This window comes from Marinoscillum luteum (assembly GCF_044005705.1).
In the GTDB taxonomy this organism is placed as follows: domain Bacteria; phylum Bacteroidota; class Bacteroidia; order Cytophagales; family Cyclobacteriaceae; genus Marinoscillum; species Marinoscillum luteum.
On record NZ_JBIPKE010000017.1, the window covers coordinates 239,759 to 265,339 of the forward strand.

At 47.4% G+C, this 25,581-nt stretch carries 26 protein-coding genes; 11 read left to right on the forward strand and 15 right to left on the reverse strand.

Features of this window, described 5'->3' with window-relative positions; genetic code table 11:
- Positions 1-187: 187 nt before the first annotated feature.
- Both ACHKAR_RS12275 and ACHKAR_RS12280 read left to right on the forward strand, forming a co-directional pair.
- On the forward strand, positions 188-1,306 hold the full coding sequence (locus tag ACHKAR_RS12275; RefSeq protein WP_159585002.1) for a tetratricopeptide repeat protein: 1,119 nt from the start codon (positions 188-190) through the stop codon (positions 1,304-1,306).
- 32 nt (positions 1,307-1,338) lie between these two features.
- A complete protein-coding gene (locus ACHKAR_RS12280) occupies positions 1,339-1,950 on the forward strand; it encodes an IMPACT family protein (protein ID WP_395417610.1) in 612 nt (203 codons plus the stop codon).
- Here ACHKAR_RS12280 and ACHKAR_RS12285 read toward each other — a convergent pair.
- Genes ACHKAR_RS12285 through ACHKAR_RS12295 form a run of 3 tightly spaced genes read right to left on the reverse strand, consistent with a single transcriptional unit; the run spans position 1,943 to position 5,127 of the window.
- Positions 1,943-2,524 (reverse strand): 3'-5' exonuclease, encoded by a 582-nt coding sequence (locus ACHKAR_RS12285; RefSeq protein ID WP_159585000.1) that lies wholly within the window; start codon positions 2,522-2,524, stop codon positions 1,943-1,945. The two genes, ACHKAR_RS12280 and ACHKAR_RS12285, sit on opposite strands and share 8 nt — an antisense overlap.
- Before the next feature lie 5 nt (positions 2,525-2,529).
- Positions 2,530-3,966 (reverse strand): Na+/H+ antiporter NhaC, encoded by a 1,437-nt coding sequence (nhaC, locus tag ACHKAR_RS12290; RefSeq protein WP_185155837.1) that lies wholly within the window; start codon positions 3,964-3,966, stop codon positions 2,530-2,532.
- A gap of 39 nt (positions 3,967-4,005) precedes the next feature.
- Positions 4,006-5,127, reverse strand: coding sequence for an NAD(P)/FAD-dependent oxidoreductase (locus ACHKAR_RS12295; RefSeq protein WP_395417611.1), 1,122 nt, complete (start codon positions 5,125-5,127; stop codon positions 4,006-4,008).
- A 38-nt stretch (positions 5,128-5,165) separates the two neighbouring features.
- Between ACHKAR_RS12295 and ACHKAR_RS12300 the strand changes: the two genes are divergently transcribed.
- On the forward strand, positions 5,166-5,642 hold the full coding sequence (locus tag ACHKAR_RS12300; protein WP_395417612.1) for an Mpo1 family 2-hydroxy fatty acid dioxygenase: 477 nt from the start codon (positions 5,166-5,168) through the stop codon (positions 5,640-5,642).
- A gap of 9 nt (positions 5,643-5,651) precedes the next feature.
- On the opposite strand, the gene ACHKAR_RS12305 is transcribed toward ACHKAR_RS12300, so the two are convergent.
- On the reverse strand, positions 5,652-6,926 hold the full coding sequence (locus tag ACHKAR_RS12305; protein WP_395417613.1) for a glycosyltransferase family 4 protein: 1,275 nt from the start codon (positions 6,924-6,926) through the stop codon (positions 5,652-5,654).
- Positions 6,927-7,054: 128 nt separating this feature from the next.
- Positions 7,055-8,689, reverse strand: coding sequence for a VRR-NUC domain-containing protein (locus ACHKAR_RS12310; protein ID WP_395417614.1), 1,635 nt, complete (start codon positions 8,687-8,689; stop codon positions 7,055-7,057).
- A gap of 62 nt (positions 8,690-8,751) precedes the next feature.
- Here ACHKAR_RS12310 and ACHKAR_RS12315 point away from each other — a divergent pair, with 62 nt between their 5' ends.
- Positions 8,752-9,672 carry a glycosyltransferase family 2 protein gene (locus ACHKAR_RS12315; protein WP_395417615.1) on the forward strand — a complete coding sequence of 307 codons (921 nt, stop codon included), beginning with the start codon at positions 8,752-8,754 and terminating at the stop codon, positions 9,670-9,672.
- A gap of 140 nt (positions 9,673-9,812) precedes the next feature.
- On the forward strand, positions 9,813-11,549 hold the full coding sequence (locus ACHKAR_RS12320) for a hypothetical protein (protein WP_395417616.1): 1,737 nt from the start codon (positions 9,813-9,815) through the stop codon (positions 11,547-11,549).
- A gap of 76 nt (positions 11,550-11,625) precedes the next feature.
- Here the strand turns inward: ACHKAR_RS12320 and ACHKAR_RS12325 are convergent, their stop codons facing one another.
- The 3 genes from ACHKAR_RS12325 to ACHKAR_RS12335 form a co-directional block, all read right to left on the reverse strand.
- Positions 11,626-11,967: a n-acetylglutamate synthase gene (locus tag ACHKAR_RS12325; RefSeq protein ID WP_395417617.1), complete on the reverse strand. Its 342-nt coding sequence runs from the start codon at positions 11,965-11,967 to the stop codon at positions 11,626-11,628.
- Complete coding sequence (locus ACHKAR_RS12330; RefSeq protein ID WP_395417618.1) at positions 11,957-14,230, reverse strand: ATP-dependent helicase; 2,274 nt, start codon at positions 14,228-14,230, stop codon at positions 11,957-11,959. The genes ACHKAR_RS12325 and ACHKAR_RS12330 overlap by 11 nt, the downstream gene beginning before the upstream one ends.
- A gap of 87 nt (positions 14,231-14,317) precedes the next feature.
- Entirely contained in the window at positions 14,318-14,512 is a 195-nt protein-coding gene (locus tag ACHKAR_RS12335; protein WP_159584992.1) for a hypothetical protein, read from the reverse strand.
- An 86-nt stretch (positions 14,513-14,598) separates the two neighbouring features.
- Between ACHKAR_RS12335 and ACHKAR_RS12340 the strand changes: the two genes are divergently transcribed.
- The 3 genes from ACHKAR_RS12340 (at position 14,599) to ACHKAR_RS12350 (ending at position 16,420) form a co-directional block, all read left to right on the forward strand.
- Positions 14,599-15,396: a sulfotransferase domain-containing protein gene (locus tag ACHKAR_RS12340; RefSeq protein ID WP_395417619.1), complete on the forward strand. Its 798-nt coding sequence runs from the start codon at positions 14,599-14,601 to the stop codon at positions 15,394-15,396.
- A gap of 86 nt (positions 15,397-15,482) precedes the next feature.
- Positions 15,483-15,905 carry a hypothetical protein gene (locus ACHKAR_RS12345; protein WP_395417620.1) on the forward strand — a complete coding sequence of 141 codons (423 nt, stop codon included), beginning with the start codon at positions 15,483-15,485 and terminating at the stop codon, positions 15,903-15,905.
- Positions 15,906-16,021: 116 nt separating this feature from the next.
- On the forward strand, positions 16,022-16,420 hold the full coding sequence (locus tag ACHKAR_RS12350; protein WP_395417621.1) for a DUF1761 domain-containing protein: 399 nt from the start codon (positions 16,022-16,024) through the stop codon (positions 16,418-16,420).
- Positions 16,421-16,461: 41 nt separating this feature from the next.
- On the opposite strand, the gene ACHKAR_RS12355 is transcribed toward ACHKAR_RS12350, so the two are convergent.
- Genes ACHKAR_RS12355 through ACHKAR_RS12370 form a run of 4 tightly spaced genes read right to left on the reverse strand, consistent with a single transcriptional unit; the run spans position 16,462 to position 19,243 of the window.
- Positions 16,462-17,415, reverse strand: a complete 954-nt coding sequence (locus ACHKAR_RS12355) for a TolB family protein (RefSeq protein ID WP_395417622.1) — start codon at positions 17,413-17,415, stop codon at positions 16,462-16,464.
- Positions 17,412-17,819 carry a DUF1761 domain-containing protein gene (locus tag ACHKAR_RS12360; RefSeq protein WP_395417623.1) on the reverse strand — a complete coding sequence of 136 codons (408 nt, stop codon included), beginning with the start codon at positions 17,817-17,819 and terminating at the stop codon, positions 17,412-17,414. The genes ACHKAR_RS12355 and ACHKAR_RS12360 overlap by 4 nt, the downstream gene beginning before the upstream one ends.
- Before the next feature lie 55 nt (positions 17,820-17,874).
- Positions 17,875-18,696, reverse strand: coding sequence for a helix-turn-helix domain-containing protein (locus tag ACHKAR_RS12365; RefSeq protein WP_395417624.1), 822 nt, complete (start codon positions 18,694-18,696; stop codon positions 17,875-17,877).
- Positions 18,697-18,703: 7 nt separating this feature from the next.
- Positions 18,704-19,243 carry an LOG family protein gene (locus tag ACHKAR_RS12370; RefSeq protein ID WP_395417625.1) on the reverse strand — a complete coding sequence of 180 codons (540 nt, stop codon included), beginning with the start codon at positions 19,241-19,243 and terminating at the stop codon, positions 18,704-18,706.
- Positions 19,244-19,402: 159 nt separating this feature from the next.
- On the opposite strand from ACHKAR_RS12370, the gene ACHKAR_RS12375 reads away from it, so the two are divergent.
- Positions 19,403-20,386 carry an aldo/keto reductase gene (locus ACHKAR_RS12375; protein ID WP_395417626.1) on the forward strand — a complete coding sequence of 328 codons (984 nt, stop codon included), beginning with the start codon at positions 19,403-19,405 and terminating at the stop codon, positions 20,384-20,386.
- Between the two features lie 134 nt (positions 20,387-20,520).
- Here ACHKAR_RS12375 and ACHKAR_RS12380 read toward each other — a convergent pair whose 3' ends face one another.
- Entirely contained in the window at positions 20,521-22,068 is a 1,548-nt protein-coding gene (locus tag ACHKAR_RS12380; protein ID WP_159584983.1) for a bifunctional GNAT family N-acetyltransferase/carbon-nitrogen hydrolase family protein, read from the reverse strand.
- 121 nt (positions 22,069-22,189) lie between these two features.
- On the opposite strand from ACHKAR_RS12380, the gene ACHKAR_RS12385 reads away from it, so the two are divergent.
- Entirely contained in the window at positions 22,190-23,563 is a 1,374-nt protein-coding gene (locus ACHKAR_RS12385) for a cystathionine beta-synthase (RefSeq protein ID WP_395417627.1), read from the forward strand.
- A gap of 124 nt (positions 23,564-23,687) precedes the next feature.
- On the opposite strand, the gene ACHKAR_RS12390 is transcribed toward ACHKAR_RS12385, so the two are convergent.
- Together ACHKAR_RS12390 and ACHKAR_RS12395 are read right to left on the reverse strand one after the other, a co-directional pair.
- On the reverse strand, positions 23,688-24,041 hold the full coding sequence (locus ACHKAR_RS12390) for a LytR/AlgR family response regulator transcription factor (protein ID WP_395417628.1): 354 nt from the start codon (positions 24,039-24,041) through the stop codon (positions 23,688-23,690).
- Between the two features lie 88 nt (positions 24,042-24,129).
- Entirely contained in the window at positions 24,130-24,822 is a 693-nt protein-coding gene (locus ACHKAR_RS12395) for a pseudouridine synthase (protein WP_395417629.1), read from the reverse strand.
- Between the two features lie 106 nt (positions 24,823-24,928).
- On the opposite strand from ACHKAR_RS12395, the gene ACHKAR_RS12400 reads away from it, so the two are divergent.
- Positions 24,929-25,525: a sigma-70 family RNA polymerase sigma factor gene (locus ACHKAR_RS12400; protein WP_395417630.1), complete on the forward strand. Its 597-nt coding sequence runs from the start codon at positions 24,929-24,931 to the stop codon at positions 25,523-25,525.
- The last annotated feature ends 56 nt before the right edge of the window (positions 25,526-25,581 follow it).

Sequence of the window (25,581 nt, forward strand, 5' to 3'; positions counted from 1 at the left end):
TTGAAAGTGCTGTACCTTCGCGTAATCTTCATGACAATAAAGCATAAACCCCAAATCCTTATTCATAGACCATCTATTCTTACATTCATTGTGTCCCTAAAGTTAGTCAGGTGATCGTTTCCAGTTCTACCCGGCTTGCTTTAAATTACCCTTCATTTTGTACAATTAAATCTACTTTTAGCACAAATTGAAAACAGTAATCATCGCCACATTACTATTTATTTGTCAGGTATCTTATGCCCAGCTGTTCGATAATCCTGTCAATATGCAACTGGTACAGAAAGGCGTATACTTCATTTACAATGTAGAGGAGGACTCTGCCGATGTGTACATTGAAAAAGTAGAAGCCAGACTCCCTAAACATCCCACTGTGCCAATGATGCGTGCCCTCAAGGTGCTCTGGGCTAATATACCCCTTGTGACTGTAGATTCGGTATTTAAGGTATTTAGCGGGCATCTCAGGGAGACCATCCGGTTGGCGGCTTACCTGGATGGCGGCCGACAGACACACCCGGAGGCCATATTTTTTGAAATGGCGGCCCGGGGACTCCTGGCAGAATACTTCGCCGATGATGGGCACTACATGAAAGCCCTGAGTGAGGCAAGCAAGGCTTATGATCTTATCAAAAAAGGATTTGACCTCTCTGAGGAGATTCCCGAGTTTCTTCTTACCACCGGGGTATACAACTACTTTCGCGAAAAATATCCTGAAAAATACCCTGTGTACAGACCGCTGCTCTGGTTTTTCAGAAGTGGAGATGTGGAGTTGGGGATTCAGCAAATCAATGAAGCCACCCAAAAGGCAGTGCTGACCAGGGTGGAGGCCTATGTCTACATGTCCTATATCTATCTCCGCTACGAATATCAGCCTCAGAAAGCCCAGTCGTATTTGTGGGAGCTGACCAAAGCGTACCCCAATAACCTTTATATCAAGGCCAAACTTCTGGAGTCACTTACTCCAAAGAATGATTTTGTGCAGGCTCCCGTGCCGGTGATTAAGGAGTTGTCCAACTCTGACCGGCCCTACTATCAGATGGCAGGCGCATCCTTCATGGGCATCTATCACGAGAAGGTAAAAGGGCAGCCAGATAAGGCTTTGAATGATTATCAAAAGGCTCTGAGGGTAGGTCAGGAAATACCCGGGCACGGGACTTATTATCGTACCCTGGCTTACCTGGGTTTGGGCAGGGTATATGCCAAGAAAGGAATGAAAGGGCAGGCTGAGTATAATCTAAGGAAGGTGTTGGAGTCGGGTGAGTCTGAGGATCTTCTCAGCGAGGCGCGGGACTTGCTGGATCAGCTTTAAGCATTTTAACCTAATCTGACTTTCTTTGCGCCGTGATCAACGAGTTTCAGACCATTGTCCATCCCACTGAAGGTTTCTACAAGGAGAAGGGGAGTAAGTTTTTGTCATTTGCCTACCATGTGAAAACCGAAGATGATATCAAGGCACACCTTGAGGCTTTGCGCAAGCAGTACTACGATGCCCGTCACCATTGCTATGCGTATATCATCGGGCTCAAAGAGCAGGCCTATCGAGCCAATGATGATGGAGAACCCAACCATTCAGCCGGAGATCCCATTCTGGGACAGATCAGATCCAAAGAGCTAACCAACTGCATGGTGGTGGTAGTACGGTATTTTGGTGGGACCAAATTGGGTGTGGGCGGGCTCATCAGTGCCTATAAGATAGCTGCCGAAGATGCCCTCAATAAGGTGGAGGTGGTGAAGATTTATAGCCAAACGCGCTTTTCTATCAGTTTTGGCTATGAGCAGACCTCAGAGGTGGAGGGTGCGCTGGCTGAGTTTGATGTGGATTATGAGGATAAGGTGTACACAGCAGACTGCCAGTTTGTGGGGTTGCTCCGGGATGAGGATGTACCCGTGCTTGCTGAGAAGGTGAGCCTGCTAAAGGGAGTAGACTTTCAAGTATTACAGGGGTCTATATGACGCCCTTGTCCATCAGCATCCGGTAGATTTTGATACACACCCAGGCATCAGTGGCCGCGTAGGAGAGCTGACCCGGACTGAGCTCCTTGGTCTCCCAATTAGACGTTTGCTGGCTTTTAGAAATCCTCGCTTTTAGAAAAATGCCCGTTAGGCTCTTCATCCCGATCTGGGTGATTCCTAATTCTTTAGCTACTTCATTAAGGTCCAGAAATCCACCAGCCTTGAATGCCCTCATTGCTTTCAACTCTTTGATGTCATCACGGATACTAATCCCCACTTTCAGAATGCCCTGATCTTCAAGAATGTCTTTGAGCTGATCAGGAATGCCAATTTCGCTAATGCGAATGATGAATGCGTCGGTCATGGTGGAGAGCTGGATGATCGCAGTATGGTTATAGTCTCCTTTGGTAAAAGTGGGCTTGGTCTCTGTATCAAACCCCATGATTTCCTGAGTGCGGATGATTTTCAGGGCCTCATCAAGGGCTTCCATAGTTTCCACAGTGTGGATAGTTCCCTCAAATTTGATGAGGGGTAAGTGCTTGATGTCTTCTTTTGGTATCGAACTTGCAAACATTAGGTTTATTTAGCGGGATTTAGTTTTTTGATTTTATACCCCAGATATCCAACCAGAATGGACATAAAGGGGCTGATGATATTGAAAAAGCAAAAAGGCGCATAGACCAGCGTGGACACACCCAGTACACTTGAGTGGTAGGCTCCACAGGTGTTCCAGGGGATGAGTACCGAAGTTACCGTACCGGAGTCCTCCAGCGTTCTGCTGAGGTTTTCGGGGGCAAGTCCTTTCCTTTTGTAAATGTCTGCATACATACGGCCAGGTACTACGATGGCCAGGTATTGGTCAGATGCCGTGACATTAAAAAACACACAGGTACCTACTGTAGCTGTGATCAAAGCCCCTGTGGAGTTGACCAGACTGATCAGGGCTTTGGCAATTCTTTTGAGCATTCCGGAGCTTTCCATTACCCCACCGAAAATCATAGCCGAGAGGATCAGCCAGATGGTACCCAGCATGCCTGCCATACCGCCAGAGCTCAGGAGTTCGTTGACCATGTCGTTGCTGGTGGCGATGGATATATCGCCATAAAGGGACTTCATCGTGCCTATGAACATGCCTGATGCTGTAAAGCCTTCACCTACTTCTGCCACCAGTTGTGGCTGAAAGAAGAGTGCGAAAACGGAACCCAGCAGGGTGCCAATAAGCAAAGCCGGAATGGCTGGCATTTTTCGTACGATAAGTACGACCACCACTACGGGGACTATGAACAACCAGCCAGAAATGTAGAATTTATCGTCTATGGCATTAAGTATGGCCTGTGTATCCACCACAGAGGTACTCGTTTCATTGGTGAAGCCCAGCACCAGAAAAATCGTGAGGGCGATACTGATAGAAGGAACAGTGGTAATGGCCATGTACCTGATGTGTGTGAAAAGGTCAGTGCCCGCCATGGCCGGGGCCAGGTTGGTCGTGTCGGAGAGGGGAGACATCTTATCTCCAAAATAGGCGCCTGAGAGGATGGCCCCTGCCACCATTCCCTCAGAGATTCCAAGGGCCTTACCTATCCCAATGAGGGCGATGCCCACGGTGGCTGCGGTGGTCCAGGAGCTTCCTGTAGCCACAGAGACTATGGAGCACACAATGCACGCAGCAACAAGAAATATGGTGGGATTAAGAATCTGCAAACCATAGTAGATCATGGCAGGCACGATGCCACTAAGCAGCCAGGTACCAGCCAGGGAGCCAATGAGCAGAAGAATAAGCAGAGAGGTCATGGCTGAGCTAATACTTCTGACGATTCCATCCTGAATTTCATCCCATCGATAACCCAACCTGATGGCCACGATGGCAGCAACGCCCGCTGATAGGATGAGGACGATCTGATTGGATCCATCCAGTGCAGCATCACCAAAGATGCCCACATTAAAAGAAAGAAGAATAATTAGAAAAAGTACAGGTATAAAGGACTCTAAAAGTGTAGGGTCTCGCTTAATCGCCATCAGTTGTTTTTTTGCCAAAACGAAAAGATAATACAATTTTCAAAAACCATCCCTAACTATCCGCTCTGCCAGTTCTTCACCCAGAAGGCTGCCAAGGGCCACACCCATGCCACCAAGTCTTACCCCCAGGTATATTCCGGGTTGTACCTTTTGCAGAATAGGCTCTTTGGTTTGGCCAAAGGCCATTATTCCGGACCATTTGAGGTCCACAGTGTAGGCGTTGCCCGGTAGGATGATTTCTTTCAAAATTTGATGCAACTTTTGCTCGATTTTTTCATTGAATCCAAACTCCGTGGTGGTCTCCTCTTCAAACGCCAGATTCCTACCGCCTCCGAAAATGATTTTATCTTCAAAATCGCGGAAGTAGTAGTACCCCTCGTCGTAGTGAAAAGTCCCGGAAATAGTGGAAGGACGCTGCGGAGAAATGACCATGACCATGCCGCGTCCAGGGGTGAGATCCAGTGGTGTTTGGATCAGCTCTTTGGTGAATGCGTTGGTACACACGGCTACAGCACCCGCCCTGAATGCATAGTTCTTGGTTTGCACAGTCACTTGTTGACCCTGGGAGTGTAGTGCAGTCACTTCTGTGCCGGTAATGATCTGGATGCCTGATTGCGCACAGTACTGCCAGAGTGATCGGATGAGCTTGCCGGTATGGAGTTGACCTTCGTATTGATTAAAAATAAGGTGCTTTGTCCCTGCAAAACCAAAAGTACCGATGGCTTCATCTGCCTGAGAGAAAACAGGCTGGTCAAAAACCGGGCGGAGTAGTTCATTCAGCGACTCCATATCGTCCAGGTAGTGGCTATTGGCTTCTGTCAGGAGCTCGTAACCCCCCTTTTGCAAAAAACCGATTTGGTCCCTGCCCAGGCGCTGGATGGTTTTCTGCAGGCCATCCCAACGCCGTTTCACCAGCCTGGTCATGCCTTCATCGCCCAGTGCCTTCCGGTCCTGAGCCAGTTCGGAGATGCTACCGAAGCACGCAAAGCCTGCATTTTTGGTACTGGCACCCGTAGGTAGCGATCCCCGCTCAATGACCAGTATGTTCAGATTTGGGGATTTTTCCTTAAGGGAAGCTGCGGTGGAGAGACCTGTGATACCTGCCCCAATTACGATGACATCATAGGACAATAAAGATTGCTGCTCCCAAAAACTTACCATGCGTTATCATTGTTATCTTCTACAAAACCCCAAAAGTAATGAGGAAAATAGATCAGCTACTGACAGAGTATGGTGAAAGTCATCAAAATCAGACTAATAAGCTTATTCATTGGATTTGTGTTCCGTTGATATTTTTGAGTATTGTGGGGCTGCTATGGTCAGTTCCATCTGACAACCTAAGGTTTGTGCTGGGTACCGGACCTTTTAACAACTGGGCCACTATTGCGCTCTTCGTCACGGTATTATACTACATGAGGATTTCCTTCCCGCTGTCCATCGGGATGGCGGCTTTCTCGATGTTTTGCCTCTGGTCTGTCAGGCTGATCGAAATGAATGTGGCTTTGCCCGTGTGGCAGGTAAGCCTGATCATTTTTGCACTGGCCTGGATAGGCCAGTTTTACGGTCACAAAGTGGAAGGCAAGAAACCATCTTTCTTCAAAGACCTTCAGTTTTTGCTGGTGGGGCCTGCCTGGCTAATGCATTTCATCTACAAAAAACTAGGTCTCAGGTATTAAAATCGGTTTTTATACCTTTTCGTACCCCTTTTCTATCCGCTTCACTGTATTCTCCCATGTAAGCTTAAGGGCTTCCTTCAGGCAGTTTTCTGTGACCTCCTGTCTGTATTGGTCTTCAGTCATCAGCCGGACGATCAGCTTATTGTAACTGTAGTGATCCCATCTGTCTACCTGAGGCATACTGGGGATAAACTCACCCACCCCAGATCCTGTGGCAGCAGCTACCGGAATTTTCTTCATGATCGCCTCCAGCGCCACCAGCCCAAAAGGCTCGGATGCAGAGGGCATCACCAGGAGATCCATTTCATTCAACTTTTGCAGCAGACGAGTTCTTTCCAGAAAGCCGGTGAAAGTGACCCGGTCAGAGAAATTGGATGACTGCACCTTTTCTTCCAATTCGGCACGCAGATAGCCATCTCCCATAATGAAGTAGTGGAAATCGTAGCCCAGGGATGTCAGCTCTCTGGCAATGTCCAGAAAAGTAATAGGGCTCTTCTGGGGAGTGAGCCTGCCCACAAATGCGATATTCATGGGTGTTCTTTTGACGGGATGTTCTGGGGCACTCAGCGTGAGGGCATTGGGAGCCACTGTGATTTTCCTGGCGGCAATACCGTATTGAGTGATGATGGTATTTTTTAATTTTTCGCTTACGCAAAAGATGTGATCACAGGCCTGAAAACCCAGCTGTTCTTCTTCCAGAATAAAGGGCTGCGCATAAGATCCGTTCCGGTCATATTCGGTACTGTGTACATGCAGACAAAGCTTCTTTTTGAGTAGCGATTTGATCATTCGCCCGGCACGAAAGGTGATCCAGTCGTGGGCGTGAATCATCTTTGGCTTCTCTTTGATGGCCACTTGTACAGACAGCATGGCATATTTGATGAGCTCATCATTGAGCTGACCTTCGTACTCCCCTGTGAGGCGGATGCGCTCTAGCAGCTCGGATTCTTCTGTTGGTTCCAGCACCACTTTCTTGACTTTGGTTTCTTTCACCTGCTGGAAGGCCTGAGCGGGTAGGTAAGGGAGTACCCTTTCTCCCATTTCCACATCTTTGATGATTTGCTCGTAGGTTTTTTTCTCTTTCCAATAGTCCAGGTCGGGTGTGAGCGCTGAAGCGTCTACCAGCTTCACGAGTTTACTTACCTGGTTTTTGGTTTTTTTGGGTAGGAGAAAGGTGACTTTATGACCTGCTTTGGCCATCGCTTCCGAAAGTCCCTGACTGGCCACTCCCAGCCCTCCTGATATCTTGGGAGGAAATTCCCAGCCCAACATGAGTATTGTCATAGTTGATTTCTTTTGAAGCAATAATTTAGGAATAAAATCAGGTATCCGTTGACCAATGCGGAGCTATTTGCAGGTAGAATGATAAAACTTTTTGATTGGAGGTAAAGTCACGAAAATATAGGGGAGACTCACTGATACTTTACCCTGAGGATATCGGCTTTGATGTTGTGCGTATTGAAGAAGTCGATCCAGAAGAGCTGCTGAGCAGACAGGTGATCGTTGGGTGATTTGATTTCATAAAAGTGATAATCTTCCTGTGTCCAGATGAAGAGGTCCGGGAATCCGGAGCTGTTGTCTTTTACGTTTTTGGCCATTTCCATGAGGATATTGAAAAGGCTCTCCAGTGGCAGGTGATGAACACAGGCCGTCACCGTAGGGAGGAGGCTCTCGTGCCAACCCACCAGTGAGTTATTGATGTGTTGTTTTTGTCTGTGAATTTCCTCTAAGTAGGCTTGTAATTTTTTCTTGGTTTTGAAGGCGTTCACTTTTTCCTGCAAAAGCGGTGCCCGGTTCTCAAAGAAGGTGTCGCTGTGCAGGTCACTCGGCATACGCTGCAGCGGATGGTGAAAGGAGGCGTGCTCAGCGGCGAAAAGTTCATCCCAGAAAAACAAACCAAACAGCCCACGCCAGAGGTAGTTTTCCGTATGTATCCCTTCATAGCCCTGCTTAGCAAAATAGGCCAGGGCATGGGCTTCCACGCGTGGTCCCTCAGGATTTTCAATGATGATTTCCGGGCTCAGGTTGGCTTTGGCCGTTGTGCTTCGGTAGTTTCGTTTACTTTTTTTGGACAGATAATCCTGGGCAAAAATCTTCTCTGAGGCATTGTATGGACTGTCAAAAGCCACCTCGGCAATTTCGCGGGCAGCATCCGGATCATCCATCTTTTCCAGAATTCGGATTCTCCGCTCACGCGCCGGATGTTTGCGTGCCAGACTGTAGTAGTCCAGTGCCTCGGTGAGGAGGCCGCATTTCTCAAAATATTCTCCGAGGTGGAGCATGAATTTGTCCCCGATTTTTCTGGCTTTGGGGTGTTGCAGAAAATTGCTCCAGTTGACCGGGGCGATGAGCTCCAAAATCTCCTCCGGCAGCAGTATGTGCATGGCTTTTTTGACGAGCCGGTTCCATCCATGGAGTTCGAATACTGCTCTGGCCTCCGCCTGGGTCTCAAACCAGGGAGTAAACTCATGGTCATCCAAATTTTCCAGCTTGATATTGCCAATGTCCCTGATGACAAACTCCGTCATCATCCCATGGGTGTGGCCAAAGAAGAGCATTTTCAGGTACTCCACCTGCTCTTGTGCCAGGAAGTGGAGTATGGTATAAGCTGATCTGAGGGTTTGAAAATCTTCGGGATGGTTTTCTTCTGCTAACTCTTCCAGCACCTCTTCTTTTCGACGCTTGTTAAAACCCCTGTCCGGATAGAGTTGGTGGAGCTCCGCTTTGGTGAATAGCCCAAAGAGCAAAAAGTCATCAGGAGGATCAAGAGAAGCAAGACCAGATGCTACCAGCTCCTCAGCGGCTTGCGGAATGCTTCCAATTTCCTCATAAGCCAACTTATCCAGTCGAAAGTAGGCACCCTTGCGATTCATCATGCGCACCATCAGACATTGCGCATCTTCGGAGAGGGCTTCGAATAGCTGAATGAAAATGACGTCATCTGCACTCAGCAGGTGCGATGAACCCTTTTGGATAAACGCCAGCAGGTCCCTGAAGTAGTCCAGATAGTATTTGGGGGGAAGTATGATTTTATCAGATTCAGGCATTCCTTCACGAGCGGGTTTCCGGGGCAAATGAAAACATTTTTTAGGTTTATCAGATTCGCTGGTTGTATTTTGCTACTTTCATTTCGATCGACTCATTTAATAACCTCAACACATTGTCCAGGGTTTCCATTATTGTCACGGTTTATAACAGGGTGGCCTTTCTCAGAGCTGCGCTGACCTCCGCCCTTGCACAGTCACTGCCTCCCTGTGAAGTGCTGGTGATAGATGATGGATCCGATACAGAGCAAGCTGCCGAGATCGCAGCAATTGTGGCTGAATTTGATCAGGTGAAGCTCACAAGATTGGAAAGAAATGGGGGAGTGTCTGCTGCCAGGAACTATGGGGTAGGTTTGGCTACTGGTGATTACCTGCTGTTTCTGGATGACGATGATTTGCTGGAAGAGCACTTTTTGAAAGGCGCTGTTTCATACCTTGAGCAACACTCCACGGTGGATGTCTTTATTTCCAAAACTACACTGTTTGCCGAACGTTCATCTGCCCGATTTGAAAGGTTGAGACGCTACTACACTTATATTCAGCAGAGAGATCATTTGAAGTCAGCGAGTCACCCTGCATATTTTTTGATCTATTGCCCTGCCATACATTCCATGGTTTTCCGAAAGGGCACTTTTCAGCAGCGCAGATTTCCTGAAGACCTCACCTATGGAGAGGACAGGTATTTGCTCATGCATATGCGGAGCGAAGGAGTGACTTTCCATTCAGCGGATGTGGTGGGTGGCAAGTATCGCATACATGAGCAGGAGCCCCCGCTGGTTGCTCGTCAGCTGACTTTTATCCAAAAGCTGGAGCGATCTGGTTGGCTCAGAAGCCCTTTTGAAAAGGCTTATCTGCATTTACTCGAGGCTTATTTTTTGATGAAGGCGGGCCAATGGTTCAAAGCACTGGGGGCCGGTTTATATGTTTTGCGAAGCCCGAGGGTGATGGGCAAGGCTGTGATCGCATTTGTCCGATCCAGGTTTTAAGGTGTATCAGAAAAGGACAGTATTGACCGTATTCGGTCACTCTCTGCAATAGGGAATCTTCTCCTATGGCCCTGTAGGGCATTTTTTTGCTTACGGCACAAAAATTGGCACGATGTGCTCATATCACAAAACAATAACCTATGAAATACTTAGCTATCCTGGTTGGTGTCATGTTTGGGCTCCTTGGAAACCTCCATGCACAGACCGTGACCATTGACGATGTAAATCCTGAAAATCTTGAGATCAAAGCATTTAACCTATCTAAGAGTGCAACTGTGAAAATTAGTGGTTCTGGTGGCGTTTTCAGAGATGATTACAGGTTGCTCTTGTACTATGGCTGGATTTTGGACGCTGACACCCGCGAGGTGGTTTGGCATTTGTTTGACGAGATGAAGGACGATGAGTTTCGCAAGAGTGATGGGGTGTATGACTTCTCAGTGGAGTTGCCATTGAAGCAGGGTAACTACGAGCTCTATTTTACAGGAGCGTATGATACTCGTGGGTGGGGCAACAACTTCACCATGAGCGACTGGACCATCGATAGTTTTGATGCCCTGGTGGATGAAATTTTTGACTCCAGAGATAAGGAAAAGTTCAGAAGAAGCCTGCAGGACGATTTGATGATCTCTGTAAGTGGAACAGGGGTGTCCTCAGTGAGTGTGGATGCACTCTTTGATGCGAAGGTGAAAAAAGCTCCGGTTTATTTTTTGAAAGCTGAAAACAAAGAGCGCTTTGAGCAAGGTTTTACGCTCACAGCTTCTACAGATATTCGTATTTATGCTTTAGGCGAGGGCCGCAAGGACGAGATCTTTGACTATGTATGGATCTACAACGCAGCCTCCAGAGAGCGGGTCTTCGAGATGAATTATAAAAACACAGACTTTGCAGGTGGAGCAGATAAAAACCTCAGGGTAGATGAGCAGATCACCTTGCCAGCAGGGAGCTATATCGTGAGCTACCGCACGGATGATTCTCACTCTTTTGAGAAATGGAATGCCTTGCCGCCAGACGATCCTCAGTTTTGGGGAGTGGCGCTTTTTCCGGCCACGGAAGCTGATCGTAAAAACTTTGCCACGTTTAAGGCTCCTAAATCTATGCAACCTGTAGCGGAGTTGGTGAAGGTGCGCAATCATGCCCTGGTCTCCAAAGGCTTTTCCCTGAACAAAGAGATGGATGTGCGGGTGCTTTGCCTGGGTGAGAGCTCCAGCTATGATGACATGGCTGACTATGGGTGGATTGTGGATGCCAATACCCGAAAGACCGTATGGAAAATGCGTGGATATAAAACGGAGCATGCCGGAGGCGCCAGCAAAAACAGAAGGTTTGAGGATGTGCTGACGCTTGATAAGGGTGACTACATCGCCTATTACACCACGGACGGATCTCATGCATACAACTCATGGAATGCAGCCAGCCCACATGAAGAAGACCGGTGGGGGATGACCCTCTGGGCCACTAATGATAACGAAGTAGGGCTGGTAACGACTTTTGAGGTGGAGGACTTTGTAACCAAGAACCTGATTGCTGAGCTCTTAATGCCCAGTGATAATGCCTATCTCAAAAAGATTTTTGTTCTGGATAAGGATACCAAGGTAACCATAATGGCCATAGGCGAAGGCTCCGACAACCGGATGTACGACTATGGCTGGATCAAAAACATGAACACCGGCGAGGTGGTTTGGGAAATGGACTACTACGACACGGATCACGCAGGGGGTGCCCGCAAGAACCGAATGGTTGTGGAGAACCTCAGACTTCCAAAAGGTGAATACCGCTTGAATTATGAGACCGATGGGTCGCATTCATTTAACGACTGGAATGCGGATCCCCCAAACGACCCTCAGAGCTACGGTATCAGAGTATTAATAGCTGAGTAGTAGAATAACAAAAGCTGTTTTGTGTGAAGGGCACGGAGTGATCCGTGTCCTTTTTTAGTTTTCAGGCCGGAGATACTTAGGCAATCTCCTCTATCACTGATTCGCCCTTTTCTCCGCCATCATTCCACTGCCAGGCTTCATGGAGTTGAATACGGCCATCTTCCAGTATTTCAGGCCGGGAGATACACTTCCCACTGCGAATATCACCCTCAGTATTCACATGCTGATAGGCAAACTCCAGCGAGCCGTCCGTTTTCACCAGGCCCGTGATGGTGCCCAGTTTGATGCTGCTGCCCTGATAGACTGCCCATAGTACGTCACCTTCCTGTGAGTAATGAAAGATGGTTTGTGGGTCTACTTCGCCGTGTTCACTATTGGTTACGGCCTTAAAACGTTTCTTGTGATAATTAATCTTCAATGATTCTCAATTTTGCAAAACTCAATAATAATGTCTTCTCTCCCGCGGTATCAAATTCCACTTTTGCTTTTTTATTGGCCCCCTCAGCATCTATGACGGTCACTTTGCCAAAGCCAAATTTGGCGTGCTCCACTCGCATCCCTTCCTGCAGGCCACTCGTGTCGCTGGGCTGAAAATCCGGACTGGGCTTGTGCTGAGGAGCTGAGGCAAACTTTCGGTTGCTCTGGTCCTTTTTCAGGTTATTTACAAAGTTTTTGGTGACATAGCTCTCCGCGCTGGACAGTGCAGCCCTGCTTCCAAATTTCTTGTTGACTTTGATGAACCGGGGGTCTATTTCCTCCAGAAATCTACTTGGCTCACAATTTTTCAGCCTCCCAAAGCGGTACCTGTTGAGGGCGTAACTCAGGGTGAGCTTCTTTTTGGCCCTGGTGATGGCCACATAAAACAATCTGCGCTCCTCCTCTAGGTCGGCGCGGCTGCTTAGCATCATCTGAGAAGGGAAGAGGTCTTCTTCCATACCCACGATGTACACGTGATTAAACTCCAGCCCTTTGGCCATGTGAATGGTCATGAGGGTGACAGCTTCTTCATTAGAGTCACTTCGGTCCTCATCTGTGAGCAGGGTGACCTCCTGTAGGAAAGCACTCAGACTCTTGTCTTCACGCTCCTTGTCGTCCGTAAATTCCTTGATGGCGTTGAGTAGTTCCTGTACGTTTTCGTACCGGCTCATGCCCTCTATGGTCTTGTCCGCATAGAGTTCCTTTAGCAGACCTGAGTTTTTGGCTACCAGAGCCGCTGTGTCGTAGGCGTCTTTTTTCTCCGCAGTGAGTCTGAAACTCTTGATCAATGTCACGTACTCATCTACCTGATTGCCACCGCGTCCGCCCAGATAGCTCTTGGCATTTTCCATCACATTCCAGAGGGGCTGGTTCTCCTCTGAGGCTACTACCACCAGCTTTTCGATGGTGCCTGGCCCTATCCCTCTTTTGGGCAGGTTGATGCTTCGCCGCATGGCCTGCTCGTCATTGGGGTTCACGATAAACCGCAGGTAGGCGATCAGGTCCTTGATTTCTTTTCTTTGGTAAAATGACAGCCCGCCGACTACCCTGTACTTGAGGTTGTTTCTGCGGAGGGCTTCCTCCATGGCCCTGGACTGGCTGTTGGTTCGGTACAAAATGGCAAACTCGGCGTTGCTCGACTGGGTTTGCATTTTGGTTTCAAAAATGGCTGACGCGATGAGCTTACCCTCTTCATTGTCGGACGTGGCTTTGATCAGTTCGATCAGGTCACCTTCGTCGTTGTCCGTCCACACATTCTTTTGCAGCTGGGCAGTGTTTTTATTGATGACCGAATTTGCTGCATTGACAATGGTCTTAGTGGAGCGGTAGTTTTGCTCCAGCTTAATGACTTTAAGGTCCGGGTAGTCCCGCTCAAAGTTGAGAATGTTTTGTATGTCTGCTCCACGAAAAGCATAGATACTTTGGGCGTCATCTCCCACTACCGCAATATTTTGACGCACTGCGGCCAGTCTTTTAGCGATGAGGTACTGAGAGATGTTGGTATCCTGAAACTCGTCGATGAGCAGGTATTTGAATCGCTGCTGGTATTTGTTCAGTACATCCGGATGCTCCTGAAAAAGCACATTGGTATTGAAGAGCAAATCATCAAAGTCCATGGCATCTGCGCTGAAGCAGCGCATCACGTAGGTCTGATAGAGTTTCCCCATTTCAGGGCGCATATTGTCTGCGTCATCCTGTGCATAGATGGGATTGTTGAGGTAATCCTGCCATGAAACCAGCCGGTTTTTGGCTGCTGAGATCCGGTTGAGCACCACATTGGCCTTGTAGAGCTTGTCGTCCAGTTTCATTTGTTTTACGATCTGCCGAATGAGTGTCTTGGAGTCGTCAGTATCGTAGATGGTAAAGTTGCTGGGAAAACCAAGTCTGGAAGCTTCAGACCGAAGGATACGGGCAAACACCGAGTGAAAAGTGCCCATATAGAGGTTTCTCGCTTCATTGCCCACGATTTTTTCAATACGCTCGCGCATTTCCTTAGCGGCCTTGTTGGTAAAGGTAAGCGCCATGATGCTGAAGGGCTCTACATGGTGATGTTGGATAAGGTGCGCGATCCGATAGGTGAGTACACGCGTTTTGCCCGATCCTGCGCCTGCTATCAGCATGGTGGGTCCTTCTGTGTTTACTACGCCTTCTCGTTGGGGGGGATTGAGCTCGTTGAGATAGTCTGCCTGCACTTCACTTGCCATTCGGCAAATCTAATTTAAACCCTCAAACTTCGGGGTTGGAAAGTGAAAAATGACGCACCCTTTTTTGGTGATTAACTGTATGAAGGATCAGAGGAGAAACCTGAAGAAGTAGTTGAGAACTACGATGGCCAGAAACCCAATCACCAGCCCGATCTCGATCATCAGAATGATATTTTTCCAGTTATTTTTGCCCTTCCTCACAAGGTTTTCGGTAGTAGAATCCAAATTTTTCAAAATGTATGGGGCACCCACATGGAGTGATCGGCTAAAATAATAAAACATTATTCAAATATTACGGCAACATTACTCAAAGAGTGGCTGGGAAAATGAAGAAAAGTCAGTTGGTACCAAAACCTTAATTTCGCTAGATGGACACTGAGCAGGAGATTTACTTTCATGTCGGGCTGGGTAAGGTAGCCTCCACTTACCTACAGCAGGCGGTTTTCCCCAGACTGCAGGGTGTGCATTATATTTCTACCCATAGTTACCGCAAGTCCAAGGCGATCATACCCAGGCTAAGTGCAGAGAAGGTTCTGGTTTCCCGGGAGTTTGATCGTCAGCTGGAAGAGGAGGTGCGCTGGTTCACCAGTACCTATCCGCATGCGCGGGTGATTATCCTTCTGCGGCAGCATGCCGACTGGATCGTTTCACAGTATAAGCGACATGTGAAGAACGGGTGGTTTGGAAGTTTTGAAGCGTTTTTGGATTTGGAAAATGATGCCGGGTACTGGAAGCAAAAAGACCTGTGCTATGCCCCAATGCTGCAGGTGATCTCTGAATGCTGCACGCATCCGCCCTTGGTGTTGTTTTACGACGATTTAAAAGCGAATCCGGAGGCATTTCTGAACTCACTGGCGGGCTTTATGGGCGTGCCTGCGCCCCAGGTGACGGACAAGATCATTCATCCTTCTTTCAGTGAAAAGCAGCTCAAAGTGCTGCGCACGTTTTGTAGAAAAGTGGTACGCCGTGTTCCGGTCAATTATCAGCATAAGTGGAAACACTGGCTCCTTTACCGGCCCGTTTGGGCATTTTATCATCTGGTGCTGTATGGTGCTGCCCTTCTTCCCGACAGATGGGTGGGTGAGGAGCCATTGATTGATCCTGCTCTATTGGAAGAAGTGAACAGGAGATTCGAATCGGACTGGAAGGCAGTAAGGGAATGGTGATCCGTCTGATTTTGTTTTTATACCAGGGTCAGTTATGTTTGAAAAAACGGATAATAGAGCAATTCAGGAGTAAACTGGAACTAGATATGAAGGTATTTTTATTACTGTTTTTGCTTGGTTTGCTCGTGTCATGTGAAAGGTATGAGGATCAGGTTCAGATCTTTGAAATCCAGAATATCACTGATCACCATGTCTATCTGGAGTATTTTAGATCAGGAAGGTTTAAACAAACAGCAGAGGTCGGATACGGTGGGGACAATATTGTATTCGAGGTAGAGTCATTGCGTGGACCTAGAGGAATTGCTGAGGGGATTAACGCTGATTCAATGCTGATTATCTTCGATAGCACCATGGTTTCATACCATGTATTCAATCCTGGAAGGGGATATTGGAGTCCTCACTCGGGAAACATTCTCGATGATCGGTCCTATGCGGAAGACCCGGAACACTACTTTACCTATCTCATCAGGGAGCAGGAGTACGAGCGGGCGGTTCCATTGGAGGATTGAATAGGTAAGGTATTTGAGCAAAGGACGCCCCAATGGCTTCAAAATACCGGCGATGAAAGAGTTCAATTTTTTCACTTAGAATAGCTATATTTCTCCATCAACTAACCTTAGAAATTATGGATATTTCATCATTGAACTGGCTGGCTGTGATCGCATCAGCAGTTATGACTTTTGTAGTAGGCGGCATCTGGTATGGCTCACTTTTCGGGCAGACCTGGATGGACGAGATGGGCTTCACCGAAGAAGAGCTCAAAGAAGCGAATATGGTTAAAATCTACGGGATAGCCTTTGTGCTCGAGTTGATTATGGCGATAAACCTGGCGATGTTCATCGGAGAGGCCAGCGTGAGCGAAGGGGCTTTGTACGGCTTTCTGACAGGCTTTGGTTGGGTGGCTCTGGCCATGGGGGTGAATGCGCTGTTTTCCAGAAGCTCCTTCAAGCTGTGGTTTATCAACTCTTTCTATTTCGTGATCACCTTCACATTGATGGGTGTGATCCTGACTGCCTGGAGGTAGGGAATGGGGCCTTGAACTCCATTGGTTCAAGGCCTTGTCTTTTATTCCTTCACCCTCACAAAGACCGGCCCTTGTTGATAGGTAGAGTCTGAGGTCAGCCTGCTGATGTTGCCGGTTTCGTATTCCATCAGGTAGATGTCAAAATCCCTGTCACCTTCATATTCCCTTGGGTATCCATCAAAGGTGATCCATTGCCCGTCAGGAGACCAGGCATGCCATGCTGCATACAGTGTGTCCGGGGTGATTCTTTTGGGTTCTTTGCCAGCTGGGTCTGTCATGAAGAGGCTGCTATAGCCGTCCTGCACCGAATTGTAAGTAATGATGTTGCGAGTTGGCTCCCAGAAGGGCGGTCCGGCATGATACTGATACCACTCAGATAGGGTGTCATTCTTAGGGTACTCAGTGATTTTTCTCAGGCCGCTTCCATCTGCCCCGATGATATAGAGCTCATCTAGATAACCACTTTCCTTCTTGAATTTTTTTGTAGCCCCACGAAAGACCACTTCACTACCATCCGGCGAAAAGAAGGGGTCGTTGTAATAGACCAGGTTGGTGTATAGTTTGGATACCAGTTTTCCATTCAGGTCAATGATGTGAAAAGCACTGTCTTCAGGTACTCTGGGATCTACGATCAGTTCTGAACCATTTTTTCTGGAGCTGAGCCAGCTATCGTTGAGTCTTTGGTCAGATACTTTGCGCAGGTTCTGTCCGAAAGCATCCATTTCATAAAGAAAATACATCCTGTGGGTGGTATCCCGGTCAGAGATGAAATAGACTTTGTGATCATAGGCGTAATACACCCAGTCCACGCCTTCCCAGTTGGAAATATTCCGACGGTCTGTGCCATCGGGTTTCATGCTGAATACTTCGTAATCATCGTTTTCCCGATCGTGCCATACATTGTACACAATGCGATAGGTCTCCTTAGAAGTCGTTTTTTCGGCGGACTGACAGGCCGTCAGGCCCAGCAAACCAAGTATGATTAGGTTTCTCATCTCCATATGCCCAGGATAAATCCGATTAAAGTAAAATAGACAGTAATATACCCTCCGTTGATTAAAATATATCGCCATGATTTGAACTCATACATGGCAATGATGGCAAAAATGATGGCTGCCCAGCCGAATCCGGCCAAAAATCCGGCGGTGGTCCCCCATATCCAGTCTGTTTTCGCATCACCCAGGAAGAAGGCCAGGTTGTAGCAGATGATTAGTGAAAGAAGTGTGGAGATTCCATACAATTTGACCGGATTGACGGTCTTCAGTTGATCATCTGTCAGTTGGTTTTCTGATTTCCAGGCTTTGTAAAACAAGACTGGTGAATACCAGATGGCTCCAACAACTAAATTGGCCAGGGCGGCGACTATCACAGCCCAGTGATTGATTATCATGTCTTCCATTTCGTTTTTTGATTTCAAATATAGAGTGGCACCTGAAGGCTGTATTGTAAAAAATTTACCTGACCGGTATATAATTCAGGAAGTCCCCTTTTTGAGAAAGATATTGCTCCGGGCTGAAGCCAGAGAAATTCTTGAATTCTTTGATGAAATGTGCCTGGTCATAGTAGCCACAGTCCAAAGCCAGCCTGGTCCAGTCGATACTGCCATAGGTTTCGATTTCCCGTATGACCCGCTGAAACCTCATTACTTTCAGAAACTCCTTTGGTGACATACCTGCATGTTTTTTGAAGAGACTAATGAAATGTTTGTGGCTGTAGCCTGATTGGTCTGCGAGAAGTTTAATAGAAGTATTGGAGGGGGAGTGTACCAATTGGTGAAAGGCAAATGTGACTACCGGAGGCAAATCAATTACACCTACACATCTCGCGAAGATAAAATCTTCCATGATCTGAATTTTGGTCTCCACAAAGTGCGCTTCCAGGATTTTTGTACGAAGGTCCTCAAAAGGGCTTCCAAGGATCAGATCTGCTTCATAGACCTTATCGGTGAGTTCCTCCTGTGGAATATTGAAGATGTTGTAGGCGGCCCCGAATTTGAGGCGAACGATCATCATGCTGTCATTTTGGCCACCAGCATCTATGGATAGTAATTTTTTTCTTGCCCCGGAGAGCCATCCCTTTTTGAATGTATCATTGACTTTGAGGGTGGTATTGTCAAAGGTATGTTTGGGCGCCTCTGTCAGGTTCACAATAAAGTCCGCATGTCCATCTGGCAAGAGTCTCTCGGCAAAGTGCTCCACCGAATAGTTAGAATAGTAGGTGATGCTTTCTACGAGCTGATTGATAGGGTATGTGGGAATATGGACCGTGAGAAACATTTGGCTTTTATTTGATCATTAACCTGATCAGCTCCTCCGGGTCTTCCGAGATGGTGAGTTCATTGCGTTGTTTGGCGGACAGGAATCCTTCTTCCACCATGTGATCAATAAAGCCGAACAGCTTATCGTAGTAGCCATCGGTATTGAGGAAGCCACAGCGCTTGTTGTGATACCCGATCTGGTGCCAGGTGAATACTTCTATGATTTCTTCGATGGTGCCAATGCCACCAGGGAGAGCGATAAAACCATCTGATAGCTCTGCCATGATTGCCTTGCGCTCATGCATGGTGGCTACTACGCGCAGTTCTGTAAGCCCCGTATGTCCCACTTCCCTGGTCATCAACTTTTCGGGGATCACCCCGATCACTTCTCCACCATGGGCCAGGGCAGCATCGGCCACCACTCCCATCAGGCCTATTTTACCACCTCCATAGACCACCCCTATTCCTTGCTCACTCATAAGCTTACCCACGGTACTGGCTGCCTGGGAATAGCTGATGTTTTTTCCGGTACTGGAACCACAAAATACGGCGAGTCGTTTGGTCATGGGGATGAGGGATTTTTGGTGCAGGCTAAAAATAGGTAAACTATCTCTGAACCCCGAAATCTTTAACCCGCAAGACTTTCATTTTTCGAAGGGAGGGTAGAAATTGCCGACGAACAATTTTCGGAGTTATTCATTCAGTACGCTAAAACACAAAGGCCCATGCAATATCGAATTTTAGGAAAAACAGGTCTCAAAATTTCAGAAATCTCCCTGGGCACCTGGCAGGTAGGAGGCGGCTGGGGTGGTGAGTTTGATCAAAAGGCTGCCGAAAGCATCATCAGCACTGCTATAGAAAACGGGGTGAATTTTCTGGATACTGCAGATGTGTATGATGATCAGCAAAGCGAACGTGCCGTGGCAGGGTTTGTCAAGGAAAACCGGGATAAACTGATCATAGCCACCAAAATTGGCCGAAGGCTGAACCCCCACGTGGCGGATGCTTATACACCAGAAGCCATGGAGGCTTTCGTGGATGAGGCATTGAAAAATACCGGGCTTCAATACCTGGACCTGGTGCAGCTTCACTGTCCTCCTACACCCGTTTATCAATTTGATGACGTGTTTGCCAGGTTGGAGAAGATCAAAGCTTCAGGCCGGGTACGGCATTTTGGAGTGAGTGTGGAGAAAGTGAAGGAAGCGAGGATGGCAGCGGATTATGATGTGGTGGAGAGTGTTCAGATCATCTTCAATATGTTTCGCCAGAAGCCCGCCGAGGATTGTTTTAAGCTATTGAGTGAGCGCAATATTGGCATCATAGCCAGGGTGCCACTGGCCAGTGGGCTACTGAGTGGCAAGATGTCTGCCGATCGGGAGTTTGACAAAAACGATCACCGGGCTTTCAATAGAAATGGTGAAGTATTCGATAAGGGCGAAACCTTTTCAGGCGTGCCATTAGATCAGGGACTTCAGGCGGTCAGTAAGTTAAAGTCTGTTTTTGGACAGGAGGCCCTGTATCAATATGCCTTGAAGTGGATTTTACAATTTCCAGAAGTGAGCACGGTGATACCCGGTGCCAGCAGACCCGAGCAAGTGATCTCCAATTTGAAGGTGGGTGATTTGCCAGCGTTGGATGATGAGCAGATGACAGCTGTGAAAGATATCTATGATGAATACATCCGAGCGGAGGTACATCACCTGTGGTAGACGAAAAAAATTACGCACCAAAAAGGTGCGTAATCTGAAGAGGATTGATGAAGTATGTACGCTACTCAATCGTTTTACTAAGGTCGGCAAAAGCTGGGCCAATCACAATACCATTTATGAGGTATTTGCTCTCCCTACTTTTTGAGTTTGATATTGTAAAGATCAAGCCTTCTGTCCTTTAGGTTTCTTACACTGCCAAACTCGTGGAGCTCCTTGAGCAGCTCCAAATCCAGATCCCCAATCACCGTCATCTCGGTGTTTGGCGTAGCTTCTGCCTTGATGGCATTGGTGGGGAATGCAAAGTCAGAAGGAGTGAAGATGGCACTTTGGGCATACTGGATGTCCATGTTGTTCACCTTGGGCAAATTGCCCACGCATCCCGCGATGGCCACATAACACTCATTTTCTATCGCCCGGGCCTGTGCACAGTAGCGCACCCTGTTGTATCCATTCTGTGTGTCTGTAAGGAAGGGGACAAACAGGATTTGCATGCCTTGCTCTGCATATAACCTGGAGATTTCCGGAAACTCCGAATCGTAGCAAATGGTGATTCCGATTTTTCCGGCATCTGTATCGAAGACCTTTACTTTGTCACCGCCTGTCATTCCCCAGGAGTTTTGCTCTGAGGGTGTGATGTGAATTTTCTTGTAGCTGTCCCATGAGCCATCACGTCGGCAGAGATAAGAGACATTGTAGAGTTTTTCATTCTCTATCTCCGGCATGGAGCCTGTGATGATGTTCACATTGTAAGAGATGGCAAACTCGGTAAACTTTTCGCGCAAAGCGTGGGTATACTTGGCCAGTCCTCTGATGGCTTCCGGCTCTCCCAGGTGGTTAAACTCCGCCATGAGTGGAGCATTGAAGAGCTCCGGGAAAAGGATGAAATCTGACTGGTAATCGCCAAACGCATCAATGAAGTACTCCATCTGCTCCACGAGTGACTCCAGGTCTTTGAAAGGACGCATTTGCCACTGCACCAGACCTACACGCACGTAGGTTCTGGGAGCGTTGATGAGCTTTTCCGTCTCAGCGTAATAGATATTGTTCCACTCCAGCAGGGTAGCATAGTCTTTGGATTTGCTGTCTCCGGGCAGGTAGTTTTTGAGAATCTTCTTCACGTGAAAGTCGTTCCCAATCTGAAAGTTCAGGATCGGGTCATTGATTTCACGATTCTTCACCGCGTCTATGTATTGACGGGGCGTCATGTCCTTGGCATACTTCTCATAGTTGGGGATGCGGCCGCCGGCTACTATGGACTTGAGGTTCAGGTTTTCGCAAAGCTCCTTTCGGCTATCATATAGTCTACGGCCCAGCCTGAGCCCGCGGTAGTCAGGATGCACAAATACGTCTATTCCATACAGGACATTTCCAGCATCGTCATGCGTGCTGAAGGAGTCATTGCCCACGATTTGCTTATAAGTGTGGTTGTCACCAAATTTCTTATAATCCACTATGATGGCTAGCGCTGCAGCCACCATTTTGCCATCCACCTCTACACAGAGCTGCCCTTCCGGGAAAATTTTGAGCAACCGCTTGATGTCCATTCTTTCCCAATAGGGCTCATCAATCCCCTTATAGGCGAGTTCCATGATTTCGCGCAGCTCGGGATAGTCAGAGAGTTGCAAGTGTCTGAGTTGTACATTGAGTTCTCCAGAGAGAACGGGTTCCTTTTTATTCGTCATATCTATATGAATTAACCAGCATACGACAGTTTTGATTGAAAGTTCTTGAAAAAGAATCTTTTACTTCAGGCTGCGCGTTTCCTTATTCCATAAATTTGCGCAAAATAAACAACAGACACACATGCGATACTACAATACGCTGATAGAAACCATTGGGAACACGCCCCTTGTGAAGCTCAACCGGGTGAATAAGGGCATCAAGGGGACTATACTGGTGAAGGTAGAATATTTTAATCCGGGCAATTCTGTAAAAGACAGGATTGCGCTCAAGATGATTGAGGATGCAGAGAAATCAGGGCAGCTAAAGCCTGGTGGCACCATCATCGAGGGTACTTCGGGCAATACAGGGATGGGACTGGCACTGGTGGCTCAGGCCAAAGGCTACAAATGTATTTTCACCTTGGCTGATAAACAGTCGCAGGAAAAAATGGACATCCTACGGGCTGTGGGCGCGGAGGTGATCGTTTGCCCCACCAACGTCTCACCAGATGATCCCAGGTCATATTACTCCGTTGCCAAAAAACTCAATGAGGACATTCCGAACTCGATTTACCCCAATCAGTACGACAACCCCTCCAATACACTCGCCCACTACGAGTCTACCGGGCCTGAAATATGGAATGACACGGATGGAAAAATTACCCACTATGCAGCTGGAATGGGCACCGGAGGAACCATTTGCGGGACTTCCAAATACCTGAAAGAGCAGAAAAAGGAGGTAGTGTCGGTTGCCATTGATTCTTATGGTTCGGTTTTTAAGAAATATAAGGAGACAGGCATTTTTGATGAAAAAGAGATTTACCCTTATCTCACTGAAGGGATCGGCGAGGACATCCTGCCAAAGAATGTGGATTTTGACATGATCGATCACATCGTGAAAGTGACAGATAAGGATGGAGCAGTGATGGCCAGAAGGCTGTCCAGAGAAGAAGGCCTGTTTTGTGGTTGGTCTTGTGGTTCTGCAGTGCATGGAGCCCTGGAGTTTGCCAGAGATCACTTGAAAGAAGATGATGTGATGGTCATCCTGTTGCCTGACCATGGCACACGTTACCTGGGCAAGGTCTACAACGACAACTGGATGAAGGATCATGGTTTTCTGGAGACCAGGAAGTTTGCCACTGCCAAGGATATCATCAGCAGCCGTAGCGGAAGTTCTGGCCTGAAGACCATCGATAAAAACCTGAAAGTGGGAGAAGCCATTCTCACCATGAACCAATACGGGATAGATCAGGTGCCGGTGGTGGATGGCGATGAGTTTGTGGGCAGCCTGAATGATACCCATGTCCTTAAGAGTCTACTGCAAAACCCGGATATCAAAAATCAGCCGGTCAGCGACATTATGGATTCTCCGTTCCAGTTTGTGGGGATGGACAATACCATCGATGTGCTGTCGTCATTGATTCAGAAAGAGAATAAAGCGTTGCTGGTAAGGGATCATCAGAATGAGGTACACATTGTCACTCAGAGTGATCTGCTGATGGCCATTAGCGAATAGGCTGGCATTCATTTTTGAATCACTAAAGGATTTTCTACCTTTAGGTTATTATAAAATAAATACTAACTCTTTGCTTGCAGTCCCTCATCTGATAATGATGAGGGATTTTTTTGTTAAGAGGAGTTTATACACCCATCACTTCTTTGATCGCTGCCTCCAGCATCATGGCCGATTGTACCTCAGATTTGCTGATGTACCGGCTGATAGGAATTGCGGTATTCCGTGGTTGGTTCAGGTGTCCTGAGATCACGATGACCTTTGGTGGTACATCCAGGGTTTCCAGTGCTTCAAACCCATCCAGATAGGGCATTTCCAAATCGAGCAGCAGTACATCGGGTTTGGATTTCACAGTGGCCATCATACCCTCTACCGGATTGTTGTAGGTGGCAATTAGTTCTGCAGACTTGATGTCGTTGAACAGCACCATGAGCATTTTCAGGAAAAGCGGATCGTCATCAATAGCCAGGCATTTGATCATCTTGATGTTTTTTCTTCAATATTAGAGAATTTATGGCAATGTCAGGGAGAAACCCATAAGTCAATTTCAGGATCTTACCCGAATCGTTTTATGCACTGGGAATCTCAAACCCCATGAGCATCATCATTCGGCGAAATTCGTCTGGAAAGCCGGCCTTGATGGTGACAGGTACACTGCTCTGCGGGTGGATAAATGTAAGTTCATGAGCATGCAACATCATTTCCATCAGATCCCATTTTTCTTTGAAAAGTTTGTTCTGCTTGTTACACCCATGTGGTCGATCGCCGATAATGGGGTGGAGGATGTGCGCAAAGTGTTTCCTGATTTGATGCATTCGGCCGGTTTCAGGTTTCACTTTCACAAGCGAATAACGCGAGGTGGCATGTTTGCCAAAAGGAACATCCAATTCGGCTTTGGCCACACATTCAAAATGAGTCACGGCCTCTTGCTCCTTGCCATCTTCCCGCTTCAGTGGATAGTCTATGGTGCCTGCATCCGGGATGAATCCGCGTACGATGGCATAGTAGGTTTTGCTCACGGTCTTTTCAGCAAACTGGAGGTTCAGGGCGCGGTGAATGTCTTTTTCCAAAGCAAAGAGCAATACCCCGGAGGTCTTTCTGTCCAGCCTGTGGGCCGGATACACGTGCATTTCCAGCTGATCACGGAGCAGCTGCACCGCAAACTCTTCAGCATCTTTGGCTATGGGCGATCTGTGAACCAATAACCCGGGAGGTTTGTTGATCCCGACCAGGTGATCATCTTGATAAAGTATCTCTAACACGCTCTAAATTCTATATGAATTGCAAATCTTCAAATATATTTTGTGGTAATGCCCTTCCGCCTTTAGTTTTCACACTTCTTAGTTAACTTTGCACTTTAAATATACCATGACCCACTCAGCCAACATCACGTTATACCAACCCCTGCTGCAATCTATTGCATTCAAAATGCTGGGCTGCATGCACGATGCGGAGGATATGGTGCAGGATGCTTTTTTGAAGTACCTGGCGGTGGATCCTAAGAAAATAGAGAATACCAAGGCTTACCTGATTCGCTCGGTGACCAATAACTGCCTCAATCATCTCAATAGCTTGAAGCAAAAGAAAAAGGAGTACCTCGAATCAGTGAAACTGCCGGAGCTTTTTGAGAAAATAGACTTCTCCAGCCTGGATTTCAGACAGGAGCTGGATGCCATGCTGAGTGTGCTGCATAAAAAATTGGGGCCTTTGGAGCGTGGATTGTACCTGCTCAGAGAGGGTTTCGATTTTGAGTACGATGAGCTACAGCAGATATTCAATAAGAAGAAGGATCATTGTCGCCAGATGGTGTGCCGTGCTAAGGAAAAACTAGCCCGGGAGACTGAAAAGTTCACCTATTCTTTCGACTCTGAAAAATACTTTTCTGCTTTTCAAAAAGCCTGTTCTGATGGAAATTTCGATGATTTGATCAATCATCTGAATGATGAGCAAAAGGAAATAAAATAATTTCGAAAATATTTTTCGGATTTCTGTCACAAACCAGCCACGACTTTGTCTTTACT

Coding starts and splice junctions, on each gene's coding strand:
- ACHKAR_RS12285 (WP_159585000.1), bottom strand. CDS start 2,524: ATGTTTGCAAGTTCGATACCAAAAGAAGACATCAAGCACTTACCCCTC.
- nhaC (WP_185155837.1), bottom strand. CDS start 3,966: ATGGCGATTAAGCGAGACCCTACACTTTTAGAGTCCTTTATACCTGTA.
- ACHKAR_RS12295 (WP_395417611.1), bottom strand. CDS start 5,127: ATGGTAAGTTTTTGGGAGCAGCAATCTTTATTGTCCTATGATGTCATC.
- ACHKAR_RS12300 (WP_395417612.1), top strand. CDS start 5,166: ATGAGGAAAATAGATCAGCTACTGACAGAGTATGGTGAAAGTCATCAA.
- ACHKAR_RS12305 (WP_395417613.1), bottom strand. CDS start 6,926: ATGACAATACTCATGTTGGGCTGGGAATTTCCTCCCAAGATATCAGGA.
- ACHKAR_RS12310 (WP_395417614.1), bottom strand. CDS start 8,689: ATGCCTGAATCTGATAAAATCATACTTCCCCCCAAATACTATCTGGAC.
- ACHKAR_RS12320 (WP_395417616.1), top strand. CDS start 9,813: ATGAAATACTTAGCTATCCTGGTTGGTGTCATGTTTGGGCTCCTTGGA.
- ACHKAR_RS12330 (WP_395417618.1), bottom strand. CDS start 14,230: ATGGCAAGTGAAGTGCAGGCAGACTATCTCAACGAGCTCAATCCCCCC.
- ACHKAR_RS12335 (WP_159584992.1), bottom strand. CDS start 14,512: ATGTTTTATTATTTTAGCCGATCACTCCATGTGGGTGCCCCATACATT.
- ACHKAR_RS12340 (WP_395417619.1), top strand. CDS start 14,599: ATGGACACTGAGCAGGAGATTTACTTTCATGTCGGGCTGGGTAAGGTA.
- ACHKAR_RS12345 (WP_395417620.1), top strand. CDS start 15,483: ATGAAGGTATTTTTATTACTGTTTTTGCTTGGTTTGCTCGTGTCATGT.
- ACHKAR_RS12350 (WP_395417621.1), top strand. CDS start 16,022: ATGGATATTTCATCATTGAACTGGCTGGCTGTGATCGCATCAGCAGTT.
- ACHKAR_RS12355 (WP_395417622.1), bottom strand. CDS start 17,415: ATGAGAAACCTAATCATACTTGGTTTGCTGGGCCTGACGGCCTGTCAG.
- ACHKAR_RS12360 (WP_395417623.1), bottom strand. CDS start 17,819: ATGGAAGACATGATAATCAATCACTGGGCTGTGATAGTCGCCGCCCTG.
- ACHKAR_RS12365 (WP_395417624.1), bottom strand. CDS start 18,696: ATGTTTCTCACGGTCCATATTCCCACATACCCTATCAATCAGCTCGTA.
- ACHKAR_RS12370 (WP_395417625.1), bottom strand. CDS start 19,243: ATGACCAAACGACTCGCCGTATTTTGTGGTTCCAGTACCGGAAAAAAC.
- ACHKAR_RS12375 (WP_395417626.1), top strand. CDS start 19,403: ATGCAATATCGAATTTTAGGAAAAACAGGTCTCAAAATTTCAGAAATC.
- ACHKAR_RS12380 (WP_159584983.1), bottom strand. CDS start 22,068: ATGACGAATAAAAAGGAACCCGTTCTCTCTGGAGAACTCAATGTACAA.
- ACHKAR_RS12385 (WP_395417627.1), top strand. CDS start 22,190: ATGCGATACTACAATACGCTGATAGAAACCATTGGGAACACGCCCCTT.
- ACHKAR_RS12390 (WP_395417628.1), bottom strand. CDS start 24,041: ATGATCAAATGCCTGGCTATTGATGACGATCCGCTTTTCCTGAAAATG.
- ACHKAR_RS12400 (WP_395417630.1), top strand. CDS start 24,929: ATGACCCACTCAGCCAACATCACGTTATACCAACCCCTGCTGCAATCT.